This window comes from Kribbella swartbergensis (assembly GCF_054784135.1).
Window position 1 is genome coordinate 55,650 of record NZ_BAAGPM010000025.1, and the last position, 16,916, is coordinate 72,565.

The window sequence follows — 16,916 nt, forward strand, 5'->3', positions numbered from 1 at the left end:
CTAGAGGCTGATGGTGACCGGGCGTTGGGGTGGGGTGAGGGGGTCGGTGGCGAGGCGGGCGTGGCGTTCGACGTCGAAGCGGCTGCCGTCGAAGGCCAGGCGCTGGCGCTCCACGCCCTCGTAGAGGAAGCCGGCGCCGGCGGCCACCGCGCACGATGCCGCGTTGTTCGTCCGGTGGCCGAGTTCGAGCCGGTAGAGGCCGGCCTCCTGGTGTGCCCAGTTGGCCAGTGCGCGGAGGGCGTCGCGGGCGATGCCCTGGCCGCGTACCTCGGCGAGCGTCCAGTACCACGTCCAGCCCACCTGGTGCCGGTCGATGTTCGTCACCGCCACACAGCCGACCGGGTGGTCCTCGGCGTCCACGACGGCGTACACGTGCCCGTTGTCGAGGTCGGCCACCCGGCCGATCCAGTCGACGGCCGACGCCTTGTCCACGATCCCGCCCTGGTTGACCATCTCGGGATCCTGATGCGCCGCCGACAACCGCAGCGCGTCAGCCGTCCGCCACCGCCGAAGATCCAGCCGCCCCAGCGCATATCCCATCCCACGAATCTACCGCCGACTCCCCGTCCACAACCCCTCACTCGGCGCGTACACGTCAACGCCAGACCAGACCGGCCACGCCCACCAGGCAGACGACCCCGGCGAGCCCCAGCACCACCCATTCGCCGACGGCAATCTTCCCGTCGTACGCGTCGTACGTTCGCGCCGGCTCCCACTCGAACGTCACCCCACGCGCCACCATCAGCTGGGCAGCCAGCCCCAGTCCGGCACCGACGAGGAGGCCCGCCGGCATCGCCCGCTCAGCCGGTGTGCCGGTTGTCCCCACCGCGAGGGCAGCCAGCCAACCGCCGGCGGCAGCCATCAAGCAACGGCGTCTCACCGGTGTCGTCAAGCGCGCCAGGAACACCCCGACGGGCCAGGCGACGTACGCAGCGATCAAGACAAAGCGCGGCACTGGGAGAGGATAGGCGCATGGGATATCTGGATTTCAGGGATCGGGTTGTTCTGGTGACCGGGGCGAGTAGTGGGATCGGGGCTGCGGCGGCGGTTGGGTTCGCCGAAACCGGGGCGACGGTCGCGCTGCACTACCACCACAACGCCGAGGGTGCGAAGCACACGCTGGGCGCGGTCCAGACGGCGGGAGGTACGGCGTCCGTACACCAGGCGGACCTGGCCGACCCGGCCTCGGCGGGCCTGTTGATCGACGAGGTCCTGGCCGAGCACGGGCGGATCGACGTGCTGGTGAACAACGCCGGTGACCTGGTCAACCGCTCGCCGGTGACCGACGTCTCGGACGACGAGTTCCACCGGATCCTGGACGTGAACCTGACCTCGGTGTTCGCGCTCTCCCGCCGGATCGTGCCGGTGTTCCGCGCCCAGGACGGCGGCTGCATCGTCAACGTCACCTCGATCGCCGGCCGCAACGGTGGTGGCGGCGGGTCGGTCGTGTACGCGACCAGCAAGGGCGCGGTCAGCACGTTCACCCGCGGCCTGGCCAAGGAACTCGCCCCCGACGGCATCCGGGTCAACGCGATCGCGCCCGGCGTGATCAAGACCGCGTTCCACGACCGGCACACCAAGGCGGAGCAGCTGAACGGGATGATCGCGACCATCCCGATGGGTCGCACCGGCACCCCGCACGAGTGCGTCGGCACGATCCTCTACCTCGCGTCGGACGCGATGAGCTCCTACGTCACCGGCCAGATCATCGAGGTCAACGGCGGCCAGTTGATGCCTTAGGCACCCGTGTCCGGCCGGAACAGCGCGTTGTGGTCCAGCACGTCATCGGTCGGCCGGTAGCCGAGCTCGTCCAGTACGGCGTGCAGCCGCGCGCTCGACTCGCTGCGCTTGTCCTCCACGAGTACGGCGCGCGGCCGCAGCCGAGTCAGCGTGTGGGCTGCACCGGACAGGGCCGAGACCTCACTGCCCTCGATGTCGAGCTTGACCACGTCCAGGCGTTGCAGTCCGTGCTCACGGACCCAGTCGTCGAGCCGGATCACCGGCACCTCCTGCACCACGGCTCCGTCGCCGTAGAGGGAGCGCACACCGGCGTCAGCCTCGTCGTACCGGCTGTCCGCTCGTAGTTCCGCGTAGTACTGCCGCTCACCCAGCGCGGCCGGCACGACCTCCACCTGTAGGTCGTTGTGGTCGGCAGCGGTCCGTAGCTTGGCCAGACAGTCGGCAGCCGGCTCGAACGCGATCACCCGGCCACCACCCAGCTCCCGCAGCCGGTTGGCCGCTGTCAGCGCGTGCAGCCCGATGTTCGCGCCGACATCCAGTACGACGTCGCCCTGCCGCAGTTCGCTCACCAGAAACCGCCGTACCGCGGGCTCGTATCGGCCCGCGTAGTACAACACCGCCTGCAGGTTGTCCCGCAGATCCAAGTCCAGCCGCAAACCCTGCCGCCGTACCCGAACGCTGGAGTCTGCCCAGGCCGGCGAGACCTTGACGAGCTCAGGATTCTCCTGGGCCAACCGCGGCGAGATCCGCAACGCAACCCGGTGCACCCCAGCGTCGGTCAGGCCCTCGATCGCCCCGGCTACGCGCGCCGTACGACGAGCAGCCCGGGCGCCCAGCGCACGCCCGATCGCGTGCGCTGAGCGCCACAGCAGTTGGTCCGTCACTCACACCCGATACCCGAATACGCGCCGGTCTATCGCGACAAGGTGCGGAACCGGTGGGCGGAGAGGGGGAGGAAGACGGCGATCAGGAGGAGCGGGGCAACGATTGCGGCCACCTCCGCGTGGGTTCCGATCCAGGTGGCGGTGGCCGACGGGTCCGGGTTCCCGAAGAGGTCCCGGGAGGTGGTGGCCGTTGCCGAGAGGGGGTTCCACTGGGCGATGGTGCCCAGCCAGTCCGGCATCGTGGAGGTGGCGACGAACGTGCTGGAGAGGAAGCCGACCGGCCAGACCAGCACCTGCACCATCGTCACACTCTGCGCGTTCTTCACTGTCAGCCCGATGAAGATCCCCACCCAGAGCAACGCGAACCGCAGTAACAGCAGCAACCCGAACGCCGCCAGCGCCGACGGCAATCCCTCATGCCACCGCCAGCCCAGCGCGAGCCCGGCCGTGGCCAGCACGATGAGCGTCACGACCGAGTCGAGCATGTCCGCGATGCATCGCCCGAGGACGACGGCCGCCGAGCTCATCGGCAGCGACCGGAACCGGTCCGTCACCCCCTTCTCCTTGTCCTGGGTGACCGCCGTCATCGTTCCTTCCAGCCCGAACAGCATCGCCAGCGCGAAGATGCCCGGCACGAGCAGTTCGTAGTACGACTCGCCCTCCGGGAAGTCCATCGCCCCGCCGAGCAGCCCGCCGAACAGCAGCAGCATCAGCACCGGGAAGAACCAGTTGAAGATCACGAGCCCCGGCTGCATCCGCCAGTGCACCAGCGTCCGCCGCGCGATCGTCCAACTGTCCGCCAGCGCCCAACCGAACGCCGTCATGCCGCCACCCCCGTCCCGGTCAGGTGCAGGAACACCTCGTCCAGCGTCGGCCTCCGCAAGGTGATGTCCTCCGGTTCGATCTTTGCCTCATGCAACGACGTCGCCATCGCCACCAGCGCCCGGGTCCGGTCCTTCACCGGCACACTGATCCGTACGTCGGTCACCCGGATCTCCCCGTCCGCCAGGGGTTCCGCCAACGCGACCACCCGCGGAACGTCCGCGGGATCCGCCAGCACCAGGTCCAGCCAGTCCGACCCGAGCCGGGTCTTGAGTTCGTCCGGCGTGCCCTCGGCAACGACCTTCCCCGCCTTGAGCATCGAGATCCGGTTCGCCAGTTGATCCGCCTCCTCCAGGTACTGCGTGGTAAGCAACACCGTCGTCCCGCCGTCGACGAGTTGCCGTACGGCGTTCCACACCTCGATCCGGCCGGCCGGGTCCAGCCCGGTGGTCGGCTCGTCGACGAACAGCACGGCCGGTGCCACGATCAGGCTCGCGGCCAAGTCGAGCCGCCGCCGCATGCCACCGGAGTACTTCGACACCGCCTGCCCGGCCGCCTCGGTCAGGCTGAACCGCTCGAGCAGTTCGTCCGCACGCCGGACCGCGGCCGCGTGGCCCAGGTGGTTCAGCCGGCCGAACATCACCAGGTTCTGCCGGCCGGTCAGGATCTCGTCGACCGCCGCGTACTGGCCGACCAGCCCGATCCGGCGTCGTACCTCCGCGCCCTGACGGCGTACGTCGTACCCGGCGATCCGCGCCGTACCGGAATCCAGCTCGAGCAGTGTGGACAGGATCCGCACCGCTGTCGTCTTGCCTGCGCCGTTGGGGCCGAGCAGCCCCGTCACGGTGCCGGCCATGGCCTCCAGGTCGAAACCGTTCAGCCCTGCCCCCTCGGTGCCGCCCTTGTAGTTCTTCCGTACGTCGACGGCCTCGATCACTCGTTCCGCAGTCACTTCCCACCTCTCGCCGGTTGAACCGTAGAGTGTACCGTACACCGTACGGCTTGGTGTACGATCAAGTCAACGACGACCGGTGGGAGAAGGTTCCGTTGAGTCCGAAGAAGGCGGCCGGGTCCGATCCGGCGCGCAGTCTCGCCCTGCTCTGGGGCAGTCACACGAAGGCGGGCCGGTCCGGCCTGACGGTGCGTTCGATCGTGGACACGGCGATCGAGCTGGCTGACGCCCAGGGCCTCGACGCGGTGTCCATGCGCACGGTGGCCGAGCAGCTGAAGGTCGGCACGATGTCGCTCTACACCCACGTCCCGGGCAAGGGTGAGCTCACCGACCTGATGTTCGACACCGTGTACGGCGACCTGTACGCCGACGTCGACGAGCCGGTCCGGCAACCGGGCGGCTGGCGGGGTGCGCTGGAGTTCATCGCCCAGCGCAACTGGGAGGTGCTGACCAAGCACCCGTGGATCCACGACGTCGCGACGATGCGTACGGCGCTCGGCCCGAACATCACGTTGAAGTACGAGGCGGAACTACGCCCGCTGGACGGTCTGGGCCTGACCGACGTGGAGATGGATTCCGCGCTGACCCTGGTCCTCACCCACGTCCAGGGCACAGCCCGCGCCGGCGCTGAACACCTCCGCACCCAACGCGAATCCGGCCTCTCCGACGAGGAGTGGTGGCGTCAGATCTCCCCCACCCTCACCCACGTGATGGCCGGCACCCACCAGCACTTCCCCACCGCCGGCCGCGTAGGCACCGCCGTCGGCGAACACTTCCAGTCCGTCATAGACCCCGCCCACACCCTCACCTTCGGCCTAACCCGAATCCTCGACGGAATCTCCCTACTCATCACCGAGCGCAGCCCGGCGTCGCCGAAGGAGCAAACCACCACCGACGACAGCTGACCCAACACCGGCAGCGATCCAACCCCACTGATCGTCCCGGCAGCGGCTCCTCAGATGCGCCGGGCGAGGGTGGCGACTGTCCACGGGATCTCGTAGGGCGCGTCGTCGGCGGGGCGGGTGCGGAGGTAGTCGAGGACTCGGAGGGCGTCGGCGAAGTCGGCGAGCAGCCTGACGTGGTCCACGACGACGCCGAGTTCCCGCCGGACCTGGTCGGCATACCCGTGACAGTGCCAGGAATGGAAGGTGAAGTCCGTCTCGCAGCCGACGATCTCGTGCCCGAGGAACACGGCGTCCGTGGGTAGTGGCAGGCGCAGGTCCAGGAGGCGGAAGAAGTACGCCGACTCGTCGTCGGCGTACTCGGCTCGGAGTGCGTCGGCCAGGTGCTCCTCCAGGCCCACAGCCAGGACGTCGGCGGGTGCGTGGCGCGCGGCCAGAGCCTTCTCGGCTTCGGCCCGGTCGGTGAACCAGCCCGCGTACGCCGGCCGAGGCAGATCGTCCAACAGGCAATGGCTGATCGTCCGCAGCGGACTCGGCAGATCGCGCGGACCCAACGTGGTGGGCGCCGCGATCACGTAGCCGCCGAGGATCACCATCCCCCGAGTATCCGGCCGACGCGGCGAGGGAGCTATGGAATTAGCCCTTGAGTAGCTCTTCGAAGGGGGTGGGGTTTTCGTAGGGGTCGGTTTGGGTGGGGGGTTCGTGGTGGAGGGCGGCGACGAGTTCGGTGGCGGCCTGGGTGATGCGGGTGCCGAGTTTGGCGGCGCCGGTGCCCCAGTCGGTGGAGGCGGCGTACACGCCGGTGGGAACGGGCAGCGCCTTCAGGTACGCGAACAGCGGCCGGAGGGCGAACTCGAGCACGAGCGAGTGGCGTTCGGTGCCGCCGGTCGCGGCGAGCAGGACCGGTTTGCCGGCCAGCGCCTTGTCGTCGAGAACGTCGAAGAACATCTTGAACAGCCCGCTGTACGACGCGCTGAACGTCGGCGTCACCGCGATCACCGCATCCGCCCGGGTCACCGTGTCGAGCACGGTCCCCAGCTGCTCCGACGGGAAGCCGGTGAGCAGGTTGTTGGTCAGGTCGTGGGCGTAGTCGCGCACCTCGATCAGCTCGACCCGCGACGCGATCCCACGGCCGGACAGCTCGTCGCGTACGGCGGCGGCCAGCTGGTCGGCCAGCAGCCGGGACGACGAAGGTGTCGTCAGCCCGGCCGTCACCACGGCGATCAAACGCTCGGTCATACCGTCGGCTCCTCGATCGTCTCCAGGTCGCGCGCCCGCTCGGCCGCGGCCTTCAGTGCAGCGTGCGTCGGCGCGTCCGGCACGTGGGCCGGCTTCAGCGCCGCGAACTCCTTGCGCAACACCGGGACCACCTCGGACCCGAGAATGTCCAGCTGCTCCAGCACGGTCTTCAACGGCAGCCCGGCGTGGTCGATCAGGAACAGCTGCCGCTGGTAGTCACCGAAGTGCTCCCGGAACGTCAGCGTCCGCTCGATCACCTGCTGCGGGCTCCCGACCGTCAGCGGGGTCTCCCGGCTGAAGTCCTCCAGCGACGGCCCGTGTCCGTACACCGGCGCGTTGTCGAAGTACGGCCGGAACTCGCGGACGGCGTCCTGGGAGTTCTTCCGCATGAAGACCTGGCCGCCGAGTCCCACGATCGCCTGGTCGGCGGCGCCGTGGCCGTAGTGCTCGAAGCGGGTGCGGTAGAGCTCGATCATCCGCTTGGTGTGGGTGACCGGCCAGAAGATGTTGTTGTGGAAGAACCCGTCGCCGTAGTACGCCGCCTGCTCGGCGATCTCGGGTGACCGGATCGACCCGTGCCAGACGAACGGCGGTACGCCGTCCAGTGGCCGCGGCGTCGAGGTGAAGCCCTGCAACGGTGTGCGGAACTTGCCCTCCCAGTCGACCACGTCCTCGCGCCACAGCCGGCGCAACAGGGCGTAGTTCTCGATCGCGAGCGCGATGCCGTTGCGGATGTCCTGGCCGAACCACGGGTACACCGGGCCGGTGTTGCCGCGACCCATCATCAGGTCGACCCGGCCGTCGGCCAGGTGCTGCAGCATCGCGTAGTCCTCGGCGATCTTCACCGGGTCGTTGGTGGTGATCAGCGTGGTCCCGGTGGACAGGATCAGCTTCGACGTCTTCGCCGCGATGAACCCGAGCTGGGTGGTCGGGGAGGACGGGACGAACGGCGGGTTGTGGTGCTCACCCTGCGCGAACACGTCGAGGCCGACCTCCTCGGCCTTCAGTGCGATCGTCACCATCGCCTTGATCCGCTCGGCCTCGCTCACCGTCCGACCGGTGGTCGGGTCCTCGGTGACGTCACCGACGGTGAACACCCCGAACTGCATCTGTCCTCCTCAGGCTGGGTAGTTAACTATTTAACTACCTTCACACCGCACAACGCCAATCCATCGTCCGGCATTCCCAGCTCGGGCACTCCAGCTGTCCCAGAACCGGACCGCCAATTCAGGCGCTGTGAGGCTTGAGGAGGTCTTCGTTGCCGGTGAGGGCTGCGGCTATGCGGCGGTGCTTGACGGCCTCGTCGGCGCGGGACTGGCGCTCGAGGGTCCGGGCCAGCATCAGGTGGGCGTAGTACTCGGTCGGGCGCGCTCGATGACCTCCAGGAGATGTTCCTCGGCAGGCTTCAGCAGCGCCGCGTGGTAGTACGCGCGGGCCAGCAACAGCCGGGTGCCGACGTCGTCCGGCGTCTCCTCGACCACCGGCCGCAGCGCCCGGATCGCACCTCGGTAGTCCCGCTCCTCGAAGTACTGCTGCCCAAGCCCGTAGCTCAACGCCCGCATGTCTTCCACCGCCGAGACCTCCTTCAACCCGAGAACACCACAGGAACGCCCCGCCGCGCGGACCTATTCCGCGTGGCGGGGCGTCACCTGTCGGTCTCAGGCCGCGTCGAGCGTGGCGATCTGCTCGGGGGTGAGTTCGAGGTCGATCGCGGCGTACGAGTCGAGAATCGTCTCCGGGCGGCTGGAGCCGGGGATCGGGATCACGTACGGCGACTTGGCCAGCATCCAGGCGAGTGTCACCCGCTGGGGGCTGACGCCCAGCTGGGAAGCGAGCTGGTGGAAGGCGGGGTGCTTGCTGCCCAGCTCGCCGGCGTTGGAGATGCCGCCGAGCGGCGACCAGGGCAGGAACGCGATCCCGAGCTGGTCGCAGAGCTCGAGCTCGGGCTCACTCGACCGGAACGCGGGGGAGAACTGGTTCTGCACCGAGACGAGCCGGCCGCCGAGGATCTCGTTCGCCTGCCGGATCTGCGCCGGGTTCGCGTTGGAGATGCCGGCCATCCGGATCTTGCCCGCGTCGAGCAGGTCGCGGATCGCGCCGATCGACTCCTCGTACGGCGTCTTCGGGTCCGGCCGGTGGAACTGGTACAGCCCGATCGCGTCCACGCCGAGCCGCTTGAGCGACGCATCGGCCGCCTGCTCGAGGTACTCCGGCGAGCCGTTGAGCGTCCACGAGCCGTCGCCCGGTCGCAGGTGCCCGCCCTTGGTCGCGACGAATACGCCGGAGGTGTCACCGCCGTACGACGCGAGGGCCTTGGCGATCAGGGTCTCGTTGTGACCGACGTCGGTCGCGGTCAGGTGGTAGGCGTCGGCGGTGTCGATCAGGGTGATCCCGGCGTCGAGGGCGGCGTGGATGGTCGCGATCGACCGGGCCTCGTCGGGGCGTCCCTCGATCGACATCGGCATCGCGCCGAGTCCGATCGCACTGACCTCGACGTCACCGATCCGACGCGTTGTGTTCGTCTGAGCTGCCATGGGCTCCAGCCTTGCGCGCCGCGACTCAGACTTCCAACAGGAATCTTCGCAAACACCCAGCAATCCGATTGCTGAATCCTTGGCGACATTCCGACAACCACTGACATCAAGACGGGGAATTACGTAAGAATGTGACGCAAGTCCACCGATTGGAGTCCCGCCCGTGCCTCCGCCTCCCTCCCGCCGTACCTTTCTCCAACTCACCGGCCTGAGTGCTGCGTCCGTCGCGCTCGGCGTCTCCGCGCCGGCGAGTGCGGACGCCACCCCTGCGCGGCCGGTCCCGTCCGGTGTGTTCGGGCTCGGCGTCGCATCCGGTGATCCGCGCCCCGACGGCTTCGTCCTCTGGACCCGGCTGGCACCGACGCCGCTGGCCGTCGATGGTCACGGCGGGATGCGCGCCGACCACGTGCCCGTGCAGTATGAGGTGGCCGAGGACAGCGGCTTCCGACGGGTCGTACGGCGAGGGCTCGCGATCGCGACCGCCGAACTGGCGCACGCCGTCCATCCCGAGGTCAGTGGGCTGCGGCCGGAACGTGAGTACTTCTACCGCTTCCGGGTCGGCACCGAGATCAGCCCGGTCGGCCGGACCAAGACACTGCCGGTCTACGGGTCGCGGTTCAGCTTCGCCACCGCGTCCTGTCAGGCCTGGTACCACGGCTACTTCCCGGCGTACCGCGACATCGCCCGCCGGGCGCCGGACGCAGTGTTCTTCCTCGGCGACTACATCTACGAGTACGGAATCGTTGCTGGCGGCAACCTGTGGCGCCAGGGTGTCTCGGTCGGGCCGGAGCACGGGGTGGAGATCGAGACGCTCGAGCAGTACCGGTTGCGGTACGGCCTGTTCAAGTCCGACCCGGAGTTGCAGGCCGCGCACGCCGCCGCCCCGTGGCTGCACGTCTGGGACGACCACGAGGTGCAGAACAACTACGGCTCGGCGAACTCGCTGTACGGGATCCCGCCCGAGCTGTTCGTGCATCGCCGGGCCGTCGCCTATCGCGCGTTCTACGAGAACCTGCCGATCGGGCTCGGTAGCCTGCCGAAGGGACCGGACACCCAGGTCTATCGCCGGTACGACGTCGGTTCCCTGGCCCGGGTCCACCTGCTAGACAACCGGCAGTACCGCGACCCGGTGCCGGTGGACGAGGCCGACCGCCGGTCCGAGACGCGGACCATGCTGGGCGCCGAACAGGAGAAATGGCTGTACGACGGTCTGCGCAACTCACCCGCGACCTGGAACGTCCTGGCGGGCGGCGTCGTACTCACGGCCATCAGTGACGACCGGATCGAGCAGTGGGACGGCTACCCGGCGAACCGGCGACGGCTGCTGACGGAACTGCACCGGGCCGGCAACGCGGTCATGCTGACCGGCGACATCCACCGGCACGTGGCCTCCGAACTGAAGGCGGACTTCGCCGACCCGGCCTCGCCGACGATCGGGGTGGAGCTGGTGTGCTCCTCGATCGGCTCCGACGGGGACGGCGCCGACACCGACAGGTACGCGCCGGACTGGCTGCGGCATCCGTACGTGAAGCTGTACAACGCGCGGCGCGGGTACGTGCACACGACGCTGACCCGGTCCGAGCTGACCACGGAGTTCGTCAACTTCCCGTACGTCGAGGCCGACGCGAACGCCGCGCCGCGGGTGTTCGCGTCCTTCCGGTCGCCCGTCGGCTCTCCCCGTCTGGAGGCGTTGTGATGACTCGTCCCCCTGCCGTCACCGAGCTGCGGGGCAGCGGCCAGCTCGGCAGCGTGACGCTCGACTGGAAGCCGGTGTCGTGGGCAACGGTCGTCGACCACTACGCCGTCCACGTCCTGACCGCAGGCTCCTGGGAGCTGCTCGGCAAGACCGTGTATCCGCACTTCGTCCACCGCGGACTGGGATTCACCGGTGTCACCAGGTCGTATCGGGTCGTGACCCTCGATGCCGCCGGCAACCGGTCGAAGCCGTCGGCACCAGTTGCCGCCGCCAACCTGACGTCGGTCACCGTGTCGGGCCTGCCGGTCGCTCGGGTCGGTGAGTTCGACGGCAAGGGCTCGGAGCTGGCCTTGTCCCCGAACGGCTACGCCAGCTACCCGACCCGGTTCCCTGCCGATGTGGACTACCTGTTCGGTACGTCGACGCCGTCGGCCGACTGGTCGTACCTGCTGCCCGGCCCGGCGGACAGGTGGGCGGGGTCGAAGAGCCATCGGGCCAGGTTCCGTTTCGAGTTGGCCGCCGTACCGGATCAGGATCTCGACCTGGCGTTGTGGCTGATCGACAGTCACGCGACCATCCCGGGCTCGGCGGTGTTGAGCGTCAACGGGACACAGGTCGAGCGGCTGGCCTTCGCGAACGGCGCCACCAAGGGCTCCACGATTGCCGACAGCACCTACCCCGGCTCGCCTTTGAAGCCGTCGTACATCGAGAAGCCGTTGCCCAGGTCCCTCTTCAAGGCCGGTCAGAACGTGATCGAGCTGTTCAAGGACAACGGTTCCTGGATCGCGTACGACGCCTTCGGGATCTACGCGCGGACATGAGGACGAGGCCCCCGGCGAGTGAGCCGGGGGCCTCGTCGGGTCAGGACGCGTGGACGTGCGGGTCGCGGTCCTCGACGACGTACGACGCGCGGGTGCTGATCGGGGCGCCGGGTTTGGTGACGTACGGGACGACGCGGTAGTCGGAGCGCCACTGCTTCTGGTTCACGGTGACGCGGACGTAGCCGCGCTGGGAGTTGAAGAACTTCAGGTGTGGGTTGGCGGCCAGGAACTGCCGGCCCTGGTCGGTCATGTCCGCACCGTCGCCGCCGCTGGTGATCGACGTACCGACGAACTCGGTGCCGACAGTGGCCGAGTCCGGGTTCGCGTAGTCGCGTTTGAGCTCGAGGGCGTAGTTCTGGTGCCGGTCGCCGGTGATGACGACCAGGTTGCGGACCCCGCTGTCCTGTGCGGCGCCCAGCACCTGGTTGCGCTCGGCGACGTAGCCGTCCCACGGGTCGAGCCATACGCGCGTCTCCGGGCCGGGAGTCCAATCGGTTTGGCCCATCGGCGCCTGGTTGCCGAGGATGTGCCAGCGCGCGTTCGACCGCTTGAACCCGTCAAGCAGCCAGGTGCGCTGCTTGCCGCCCAGCATCGTGTTGTCCGGGTTGAACCGGTCGGTGCAGGTCGACGAGTCGCCATCACCGCACGGCTGGTCGGAGCGGTACTGCCGGGTGTCCAGCATGGTGATGTCGGCCAGACGCCCGTACGGAAGACGGCGGTGCAGCCGGACCGACGGACCGGACGGCATCTGGTCGTGTCGCAGCGGCATGTTCTCGTACATCGCCTGGAACGCGGCCGCGCGGCGGGCCCGGAACACCACCGGGTCCTGGTCCGGCTCGGTGTCCTGCTGCGACAGGTCGCCGGCCCAGTTGTTCTCCACCTCGTGGTCGTCGATCGTCTGGATCCACGGGAAGCGGGCGTGGGCCGCCTGCAACGGCGCCTCGGACTTGTAGAGCGAGTACTGCAGCCGGTAGCGGGCGAGATCGAAGGTCTCGCCGTCGAACCGCGGGTCGGTGACGACACCACGCCGGTTGGACTTCACGCCGTACTCGTAGAGGTAGTCGCCGAGGTGGACGACCAGGTCGAGGTCCTCGGCGGCCAGGTGGTCGTAGGCCGTGAAGAAACCGTCTTGCCAGGCGTTGCAGGACGCGAACGCAAACTTCAGCTCACGCGGCGAGGCGAACGGGTGCGGCGTGGTCCGGGTCCGGCCGGTCGGCGAGACCTCGCCGCCGGTGCGGAAGCGGTAGTAGTACACGTGATCCGGCTGCAGGCCGCGGACCTCCGGGTGGACCGAGTGGCCGAGCTCCGGGGTCGCCACGACGCTGGACCGCCGTACGACGTGCCGGAACTGCTCGTCCCGGGCGATCTCGTACTCGACCCGGACCGGCCGGGCGGGCATCCCGCCCTTTCCGTCGACGGCGAACGAGTCGGTGGCGAGCCGGGTCCAGAGCACGACACCGTCGTACTGCGGATCGCCGGAGGCGACGCCGAGGGTGAACGGGTTGCCGCTGCCGGACGGGACGGCGTACGTGGTCGAGGCGTCCCAGGCTCCGGTGCCTAGGAGTACGGCGGCGGAGCCCGCACCACTCAGGCCGAGGAAGCGACGGCGGGAAACGGACATGGAATTCCTCCTGTGACGGGCGGGAGGTCGTCAGTCTTCAGTCGCCGGGTGACTGGGGTTTGTCGCGGAGGTGCTCGGTAAGTTAACAGGAATGCTCGATAGCTGGGCCGGAGTGCAGGATGGTCCAATGCAGACTGACGAACGCGTACGGCGCGCGCGGCCGGAAGACGTCCCGGCGATCGTGGAACTGGTCCACGGCCTGGCCGAATACGAGCGCGCCCCCGACGAGTGCAAGCTGACCGCCGACCAGTTGCGGACCGCCCTCTTCGGCGAGTCCCCGAAGGTCTTCTGCCACGTCGCCGAACACCAGGGCGAGGTGGCCGGCTGCGCGATCTGGTTCCTCAGCTTCTCCACCTGGCGCGGCGTCCACGGCATCTACCTCGAAGACCTCTTCGTCCGCCCCGAAACCCGCGGCGCCGGCCTCGGCAAAGCCCTCCTGGCAGCCCTCGCCCAGGAATGCGTCCGCAACAACTACGAACGCCTCGAATGGTCCGTCCTCGACTGGAACACCCCCGCCATCGACTTCTACACCGCCCTAGGCGCCCACCCCCAACCCGACTGGACCACCTACCGCCTCACCGACAAAGCCCTCCAGGCCCTCGGCTCATGACCGCGCAGGAGCGGTTGATGCCGGAGCTGCTCGACTCGGCCGGCTACCTGTGTGCGAAGGCGCCGTTCAGGCGTTGATCTCTCCAGCCAGGCGTGTCGCATTCTCCTGCACCCAGTCGCTGAGGTGGCGGATGTTGGTGGGGATGCCGAGGTGGTGGAGGTGTTGCATGGCTGGGTCGCCGGAGTGGGCGGCGGTTTCTATGCCGTCGGCGGCTCGGGCTTGCCACCAGAGGATGGTGGGGATGAGCTCGGAGGTGTCGGTGGGGCCGTAGCCGGCCAGGAGGGCCTTCCACTGGGGTACGACGCGCGCAACGTCGCCCAGCTCGGCGTATTGCCAGCAGATGAAGGCGAGGTCGTGGATGCGCTCACCCGGCGCGGCGATGTCCCAGTCGATGAAGGCGATCGCCCGCGACCCGTCCGGGGTGTAGACGGTGTTCTTCGGCGAGAGGTCGTTGTGGCAGACCACCTCGTGCTCGCCGGCGAGCGCCGTACCCGCGGTCAGGTCGTGGAATTCACGCACCAGGGCGCCCACCGACCTGAGGGCTGCCGGAGACGTGACGGCCGGCTTCCAGGGGCGCTCCCACGCGACGTACCCGTCGATGAAGCTCAGGCGTTCACGACCGTCTTCAACCCCGAGGAAGCGGGGCGCGCCCGGCCAGGCATCCAGCAGCCGCAGCAACTCGTGCACGAACTCCGACCGCTCGCCCGGCTTCCGCAGTACGGCGTCTCCTCGCCGTACCACCGTGTTCACGAACCCGCCTGCCAGCTCCACCTCGTCCACCCCGACACCCTTCCGCATGACCTGACCGGTGGTCCAGCCGGTTTCAAGGGCGGCGCTGTTTGGTGGTGTACATGGCCTGGTCGGCGGTGTGGAGGAGGGTGTCGAGGTCGGTGGACTCGGGGGTGATGAGGGCGGTGCCGATGCTGGCGGTGACCTGGACGGTGATGTTGGGAAGCGGGCGGCTGACCGCGGCTTCGAGGCGCGAGATCAGGGCGGCCAGATCGTCGTCGGCGAGATCCTCGGCGAGGATGGCGAACTCGTCGCCGCCGAGGCGGGCCACGGTGTCGCCGTGGCGGACCTCGCCCGCCAGCCGCTCGGCGATCTCCCGGAGGGCGCGGTCGCCGGCCTCGTGACCGTAGCTGTCGTTGACCAGCTTGAAGTGGTTCAGGTCGCAGAACAGCAGGGCGCCACGACGGCCGGTGGCGCGGGTCCGCTCGAGGGCCGCGGCGAACCGGTGCTGCAGCAGCCGCCGGTTCGGCAGGCCGGTCAGCGGGTCGTGTGCCGCGTGGTGGCGGAGTTCGCGTTCGGCGTCCTTGCGGGCGGTCACGTCGTCGATCTGGATCAGCAGGATCCGCGGCTGGCCGGTGGCGCCGACGATGGCCGCCGTACCGCCGAGCCAGATGGCGTTGCCGCTGGGCTGGAAGAAGATCCGCTCGAACCGGTACGTCCGGTTGTCGTCAGCAAGTTTCTCCAGTTCGTCCCGGGACCGGGCCGGGTCCTCCTCGCGGAGGAAGTCGAGCATCGGCGCGCCGACCAGCTGGTCGGCGGTGTAGCCGGTGATCCGGCAGAACGCGTCGTTGACCCGCAGGATCCGGCCCGCCTCCGGCCCGTCGAAGGCGATCGTGGCCATCCCGTTCCCGGCGCCCTCGAAGACCATCCGGAACGTGGTCTCACTCGCCTCCAGCCGCGCCTTCTCGGCCAGCAGCTGATCCGTCAGCCGCGCCTTGTCGATCGCCAGCCCGGCCTGGGTCGCGAAGATCTCCAGCAACTCGCGGTGGACCGGTCCCGGCCGCCGGTTGTCCTCCGGCAGGTCGACCGAGAGCATCCCGACCAGCTCGCCGTCCGGCGAGTACAGCGGTGCGAACAGCGCGTCCAGCGGGTGCCAGGCGGCCGGGTCGTCCGACACCGGTACGTCGGGCACCCAGCCGATCACCTCGCCTTCCGGCAGCCGCTCGTGCGGCACGAACCGCAGCCGGCCCCAGTGGTCGGCGATCGCGAACTCGGCGTCGAAGATGTCCGCCGAGCTGACCGTGCCGAGCAGCGCCTCGCGCGCCTCGGGGGATCCGGCGACCGCGATCACCTCGAATTTCCCGTCCGGCTGGCGCAGGTTCAGTACGGCGATCCCGAACCCGAGCCCGTCGACGACGCCGTCGACGACCGCCTGCAGGGTTTCGGCCAGGCTCCGGCCCGCGCCCATCCGGGCGCTCACCTCGTAGAGGCGGCGTACGGCAGTCAACCGAACGGTGGGTTCGTTCTGCACGCGTCGAGCTTAGGCCGATCTCACCGGACGTGAGCAGTTGTGAGCAAACTGACCCGGTTAAGCGTTCATTCAGTACCGGAGTTCGGACAGGCCGCGGTAGCTCCGCTCGGCCGACTGCCAGGCGTCCAGCGGCTGGTCGTGCTCGACCAGCCACTGCTCAACCCCGCCGTCGGAGGCGTGGGCGAACATGCCCGCGAAGTCGAGCGTGCCGGCGCCGACGTCTTCCCAGGACCCGTCCTCGGCCATGTCCTTCACGTGCAGCGCCGGGAAGCGTCCGGGGTGCCGGCGGAAGTACTCCGCTGGGTCGTGACCGCCGTTCACCACCCAGTACAGGTCGAGCTCGAACCCGAGCAGCTCCGGGTCCACGTCGAGCAGGATGTCGAACAGCACCTGCCCGTCGACCGAGTCGAAGTCGCGCCCGTGGTTGTGGAAGAGCAGCTTCAGCCCGGCGTCCCGAGCCGCCTTGCCGGCTTCGGTGAACGCGGCGGCCGCCGTACGGAAGCCCTCCACCGAGTGCAGCTCGGACGGAATCGACGGTACGACGATCCACCGGGCACCCAGCGTGCGGACGTCGGCCAGCGCCCCGGCCCAGTCGTCGGCCATCCGGTCGTACCTCACGTGCTCCAGCACGATCGACAGCCCGGCCTCGTCCGCGAAGGAGCGGATCTTGTCCGCGGAGTGACCGAACCGCCCACTCACACCGACGGTCCGGTACCCGATCCCGGCCAGCCGCTTCAGCGTCCCTGGATAGTCCTCGGCGAGCACGTCCCGCATCGTGTAGAGGTGCATCCCGATACCGTCGGCGGGAATGGTCCGGTCACTCATGCACAAAGCT

19 protein-coding genes are annotated in these 16,916 nt (G+C 68.9%); 5 read left to right on the forward strand and 14 right to left on the reverse strand.

The window, feature by feature from the left end; genetic code table 11:
- A complete protein-coding gene (locus tag ACYVOK_RS23055) occupies positions 1-540 on the reverse strand; it encodes a GNAT family N-acetyltransferase (protein WP_460664589.1) in 540 nt (179 codons plus the stop codon).
- Positions 541-595: 55 nt separating this feature from the next.
- The gene (locus ACYVOK_RS23060; RefSeq protein ID WP_460664590.1) at positions 596-955 is read right to left on the reverse strand and encodes a hypothetical protein; all 360 of its coding nucleotides are present in this window, start codon (positions 953-955) and stop codon (positions 596-598) included.
- Positions 956-972: 17 nt separating this feature from the next.
- Here ACYVOK_RS23060 and ACYVOK_RS23065 point away from each other — a divergent pair, with 17 nt between their 5' ends.
- On the forward strand, positions 973-1,740 hold the full coding sequence (locus tag ACYVOK_RS23065) for an SDR family NAD(P)-dependent oxidoreductase (protein WP_460664591.1): 768 nt from the start codon (positions 973-975) through the stop codon (positions 1,738-1,740).
- On the opposite strand, the gene ACYVOK_RS23070 is transcribed toward ACYVOK_RS23065, so the two are convergent.
- From ACYVOK_RS23070 to ACYVOK_RS23080, 3 genes are read right to left on the reverse strand one after another with little or no spacing between them, the layout of a single operon-like run.
- The gene (locus tag ACYVOK_RS23070) at positions 1,737-2,624 is read right to left on the reverse strand and encodes an FkbM family methyltransferase (protein WP_460664592.1); all 888 of its coding nucleotides are present in this window, start codon (positions 2,622-2,624) and stop codon (positions 1,737-1,739) included. The genes ACYVOK_RS23065 and ACYVOK_RS23070 overlap by 4 nt on opposite strands.
- 29 nt (positions 2,625-2,653) lie before the next feature.
- Entirely contained in the window at positions 2,654-3,448 is a 795-nt protein-coding gene (locus tag ACYVOK_RS23075; protein ID WP_460664593.1) for an ABC transporter permease, read from the reverse strand.
- On the reverse strand, positions 3,445-4,398 hold the full coding sequence (locus tag ACYVOK_RS23080) for an ATP-binding cassette domain-containing protein (protein ID WP_460664594.1): 954 nt from the start codon (positions 4,396-4,398) through the stop codon (positions 3,445-3,447). The genes ACYVOK_RS23075 and ACYVOK_RS23080 overlap by 4 nt, the downstream gene beginning before the upstream one ends.
- 53 nt (positions 4,399-4,451) lie before the next feature.
- On the opposite strand from ACYVOK_RS23080, the gene ACYVOK_RS23085 reads away from it, so the two are divergent.
- A complete protein-coding gene (locus ACYVOK_RS23085; RefSeq protein WP_460664595.1) occupies positions 4,452-5,303 on the forward strand; it encodes a TetR/AcrR family transcriptional regulator in 852 nt (283 codons plus the stop codon).
- Positions 5,304-5,353: 50 nt separating this feature from the next.
- On the opposite strand, the gene ACYVOK_RS23090 is transcribed toward ACYVOK_RS23085, so the two are convergent.
- From ACYVOK_RS23090 to ACYVOK_RS23110, 5 genes are all read right to left on the reverse strand, one after another.
- Positions 5,354-5,896 (reverse strand): hypothetical protein, encoded by a 543-nt coding sequence (locus ACYVOK_RS23090; RefSeq protein ID WP_460664596.1) that lies wholly within the window; start codon positions 5,894-5,896, stop codon positions 5,354-5,356.
- 40 nt (positions 5,897-5,936) lie between these two features.
- Positions 5,937-6,539: an FMN reductase gene (locus ACYVOK_RS23095; RefSeq protein WP_460664597.1), complete on the reverse strand. Its 603-nt coding sequence runs from the start codon at positions 6,537-6,539 to the stop codon at positions 5,937-5,939.
- On the reverse strand, positions 6,536-7,648 hold the full coding sequence (locus tag ACYVOK_RS23100) for an LLM class flavin-dependent oxidoreductase (RefSeq protein WP_460664598.1): 1,113 nt from the start codon (positions 7,646-7,648) through the stop codon (positions 6,536-6,538). The genes ACYVOK_RS23095 and ACYVOK_RS23100 overlap by 4 nt, the downstream gene beginning before the upstream one ends.
- A gap of 231 nt (positions 7,649-7,879) precedes the next feature.
- A complete protein-coding gene (locus ACYVOK_RS23105; protein ID WP_460664786.1) occupies positions 7,880-8,101 on the reverse strand; it encodes a tetratricopeptide repeat protein in 222 nt (73 codons plus the stop codon).
- Positions 8,102-8,197: 96 nt separating this feature from the next.
- Positions 8,198-9,073 (reverse strand): aldo/keto reductase, encoded by an 876-nt coding sequence (locus ACYVOK_RS23110; RefSeq protein WP_460664599.1) that lies wholly within the window; start codon positions 9,071-9,073, stop codon positions 8,198-8,200.
- Positions 9,074-9,236: 163 nt separating this feature from the next.
- On the opposite strand from ACYVOK_RS23110, the gene ACYVOK_RS23115 reads away from it, so the two are divergent.
- Together ACYVOK_RS23115 and ACYVOK_RS23120 are read left to right on the forward strand one after the other, a co-directional pair.
- Positions 9,237-10,769, forward strand: coding sequence for an alkaline phosphatase D family protein (locus ACYVOK_RS23115; RefSeq protein WP_460664600.1), 1,533 nt, complete (start codon positions 9,237-9,239; stop codon positions 10,767-10,769).
- On the forward strand, positions 10,769-11,590 hold the full coding sequence (locus ACYVOK_RS23120; RefSeq protein WP_460664601.1) for a polysaccharide lyase family protein: 822 nt from the start codon (positions 10,769-10,771) through the stop codon (positions 11,588-11,590). The genes ACYVOK_RS23115 and ACYVOK_RS23120 overlap by 1 nt, the downstream gene beginning before the upstream one ends.
- A gap of 40 nt (positions 11,591-11,630) precedes the next feature.
- Here ACYVOK_RS23120 and ACYVOK_RS23125 read toward each other — a convergent pair whose 3' ends face one another.
- Positions 11,631-13,211, reverse strand: coding sequence for an alkaline phosphatase D family protein (locus ACYVOK_RS23125; RefSeq protein ID WP_460664602.1), 1,581 nt, complete (start codon positions 13,209-13,211; stop codon positions 11,631-11,633).
- A 127-nt stretch (positions 13,212-13,338) separates the two neighbouring features.
- On the opposite strand from ACYVOK_RS23125, the gene ACYVOK_RS23130 reads away from it, so the two are divergent.
- Complete coding sequence (locus tag ACYVOK_RS23130) at positions 13,339-13,821, forward strand: GNAT family N-acetyltransferase (protein ID WP_460664603.1); 483 nt, start codon at positions 13,339-13,341, stop codon at positions 13,819-13,821.
- A 66-nt stretch (positions 13,822-13,887) separates the two neighbouring features.
- Here the strand turns inward: ACYVOK_RS23130 and ACYVOK_RS23135 are convergent, their stop codons facing one another.
- From ACYVOK_RS23135 to ACYVOK_RS23145, 3 genes are all read right to left on the reverse strand, one after another.
- A complete protein-coding gene (locus tag ACYVOK_RS23135) occupies positions 13,888-14,601 on the reverse strand; it encodes a phosphotransferase (protein ID WP_460664604.1) in 714 nt (237 codons plus the stop codon).
- A 43-nt stretch (positions 14,602-14,644) separates the two neighbouring features.
- Positions 14,645-16,081 (reverse strand): diguanylate cyclase domain-containing protein, encoded by a 1,437-nt coding sequence (locus ACYVOK_RS23140; RefSeq protein ID WP_460664605.1) that lies wholly within the window; start codon positions 16,079-16,081, stop codon positions 14,645-14,647.
- Between the two features lie 69 nt (positions 16,082-16,150).
- Positions 16,151-16,906 (reverse strand): sugar phosphate isomerase/epimerase family protein, encoded by a 756-nt coding sequence (locus ACYVOK_RS23145; protein WP_460664606.1) that lies wholly within the window; start codon positions 16,904-16,906, stop codon positions 16,151-16,153.
- Positions 16,907-16,916 lie beyond the last annotated feature (10 nt).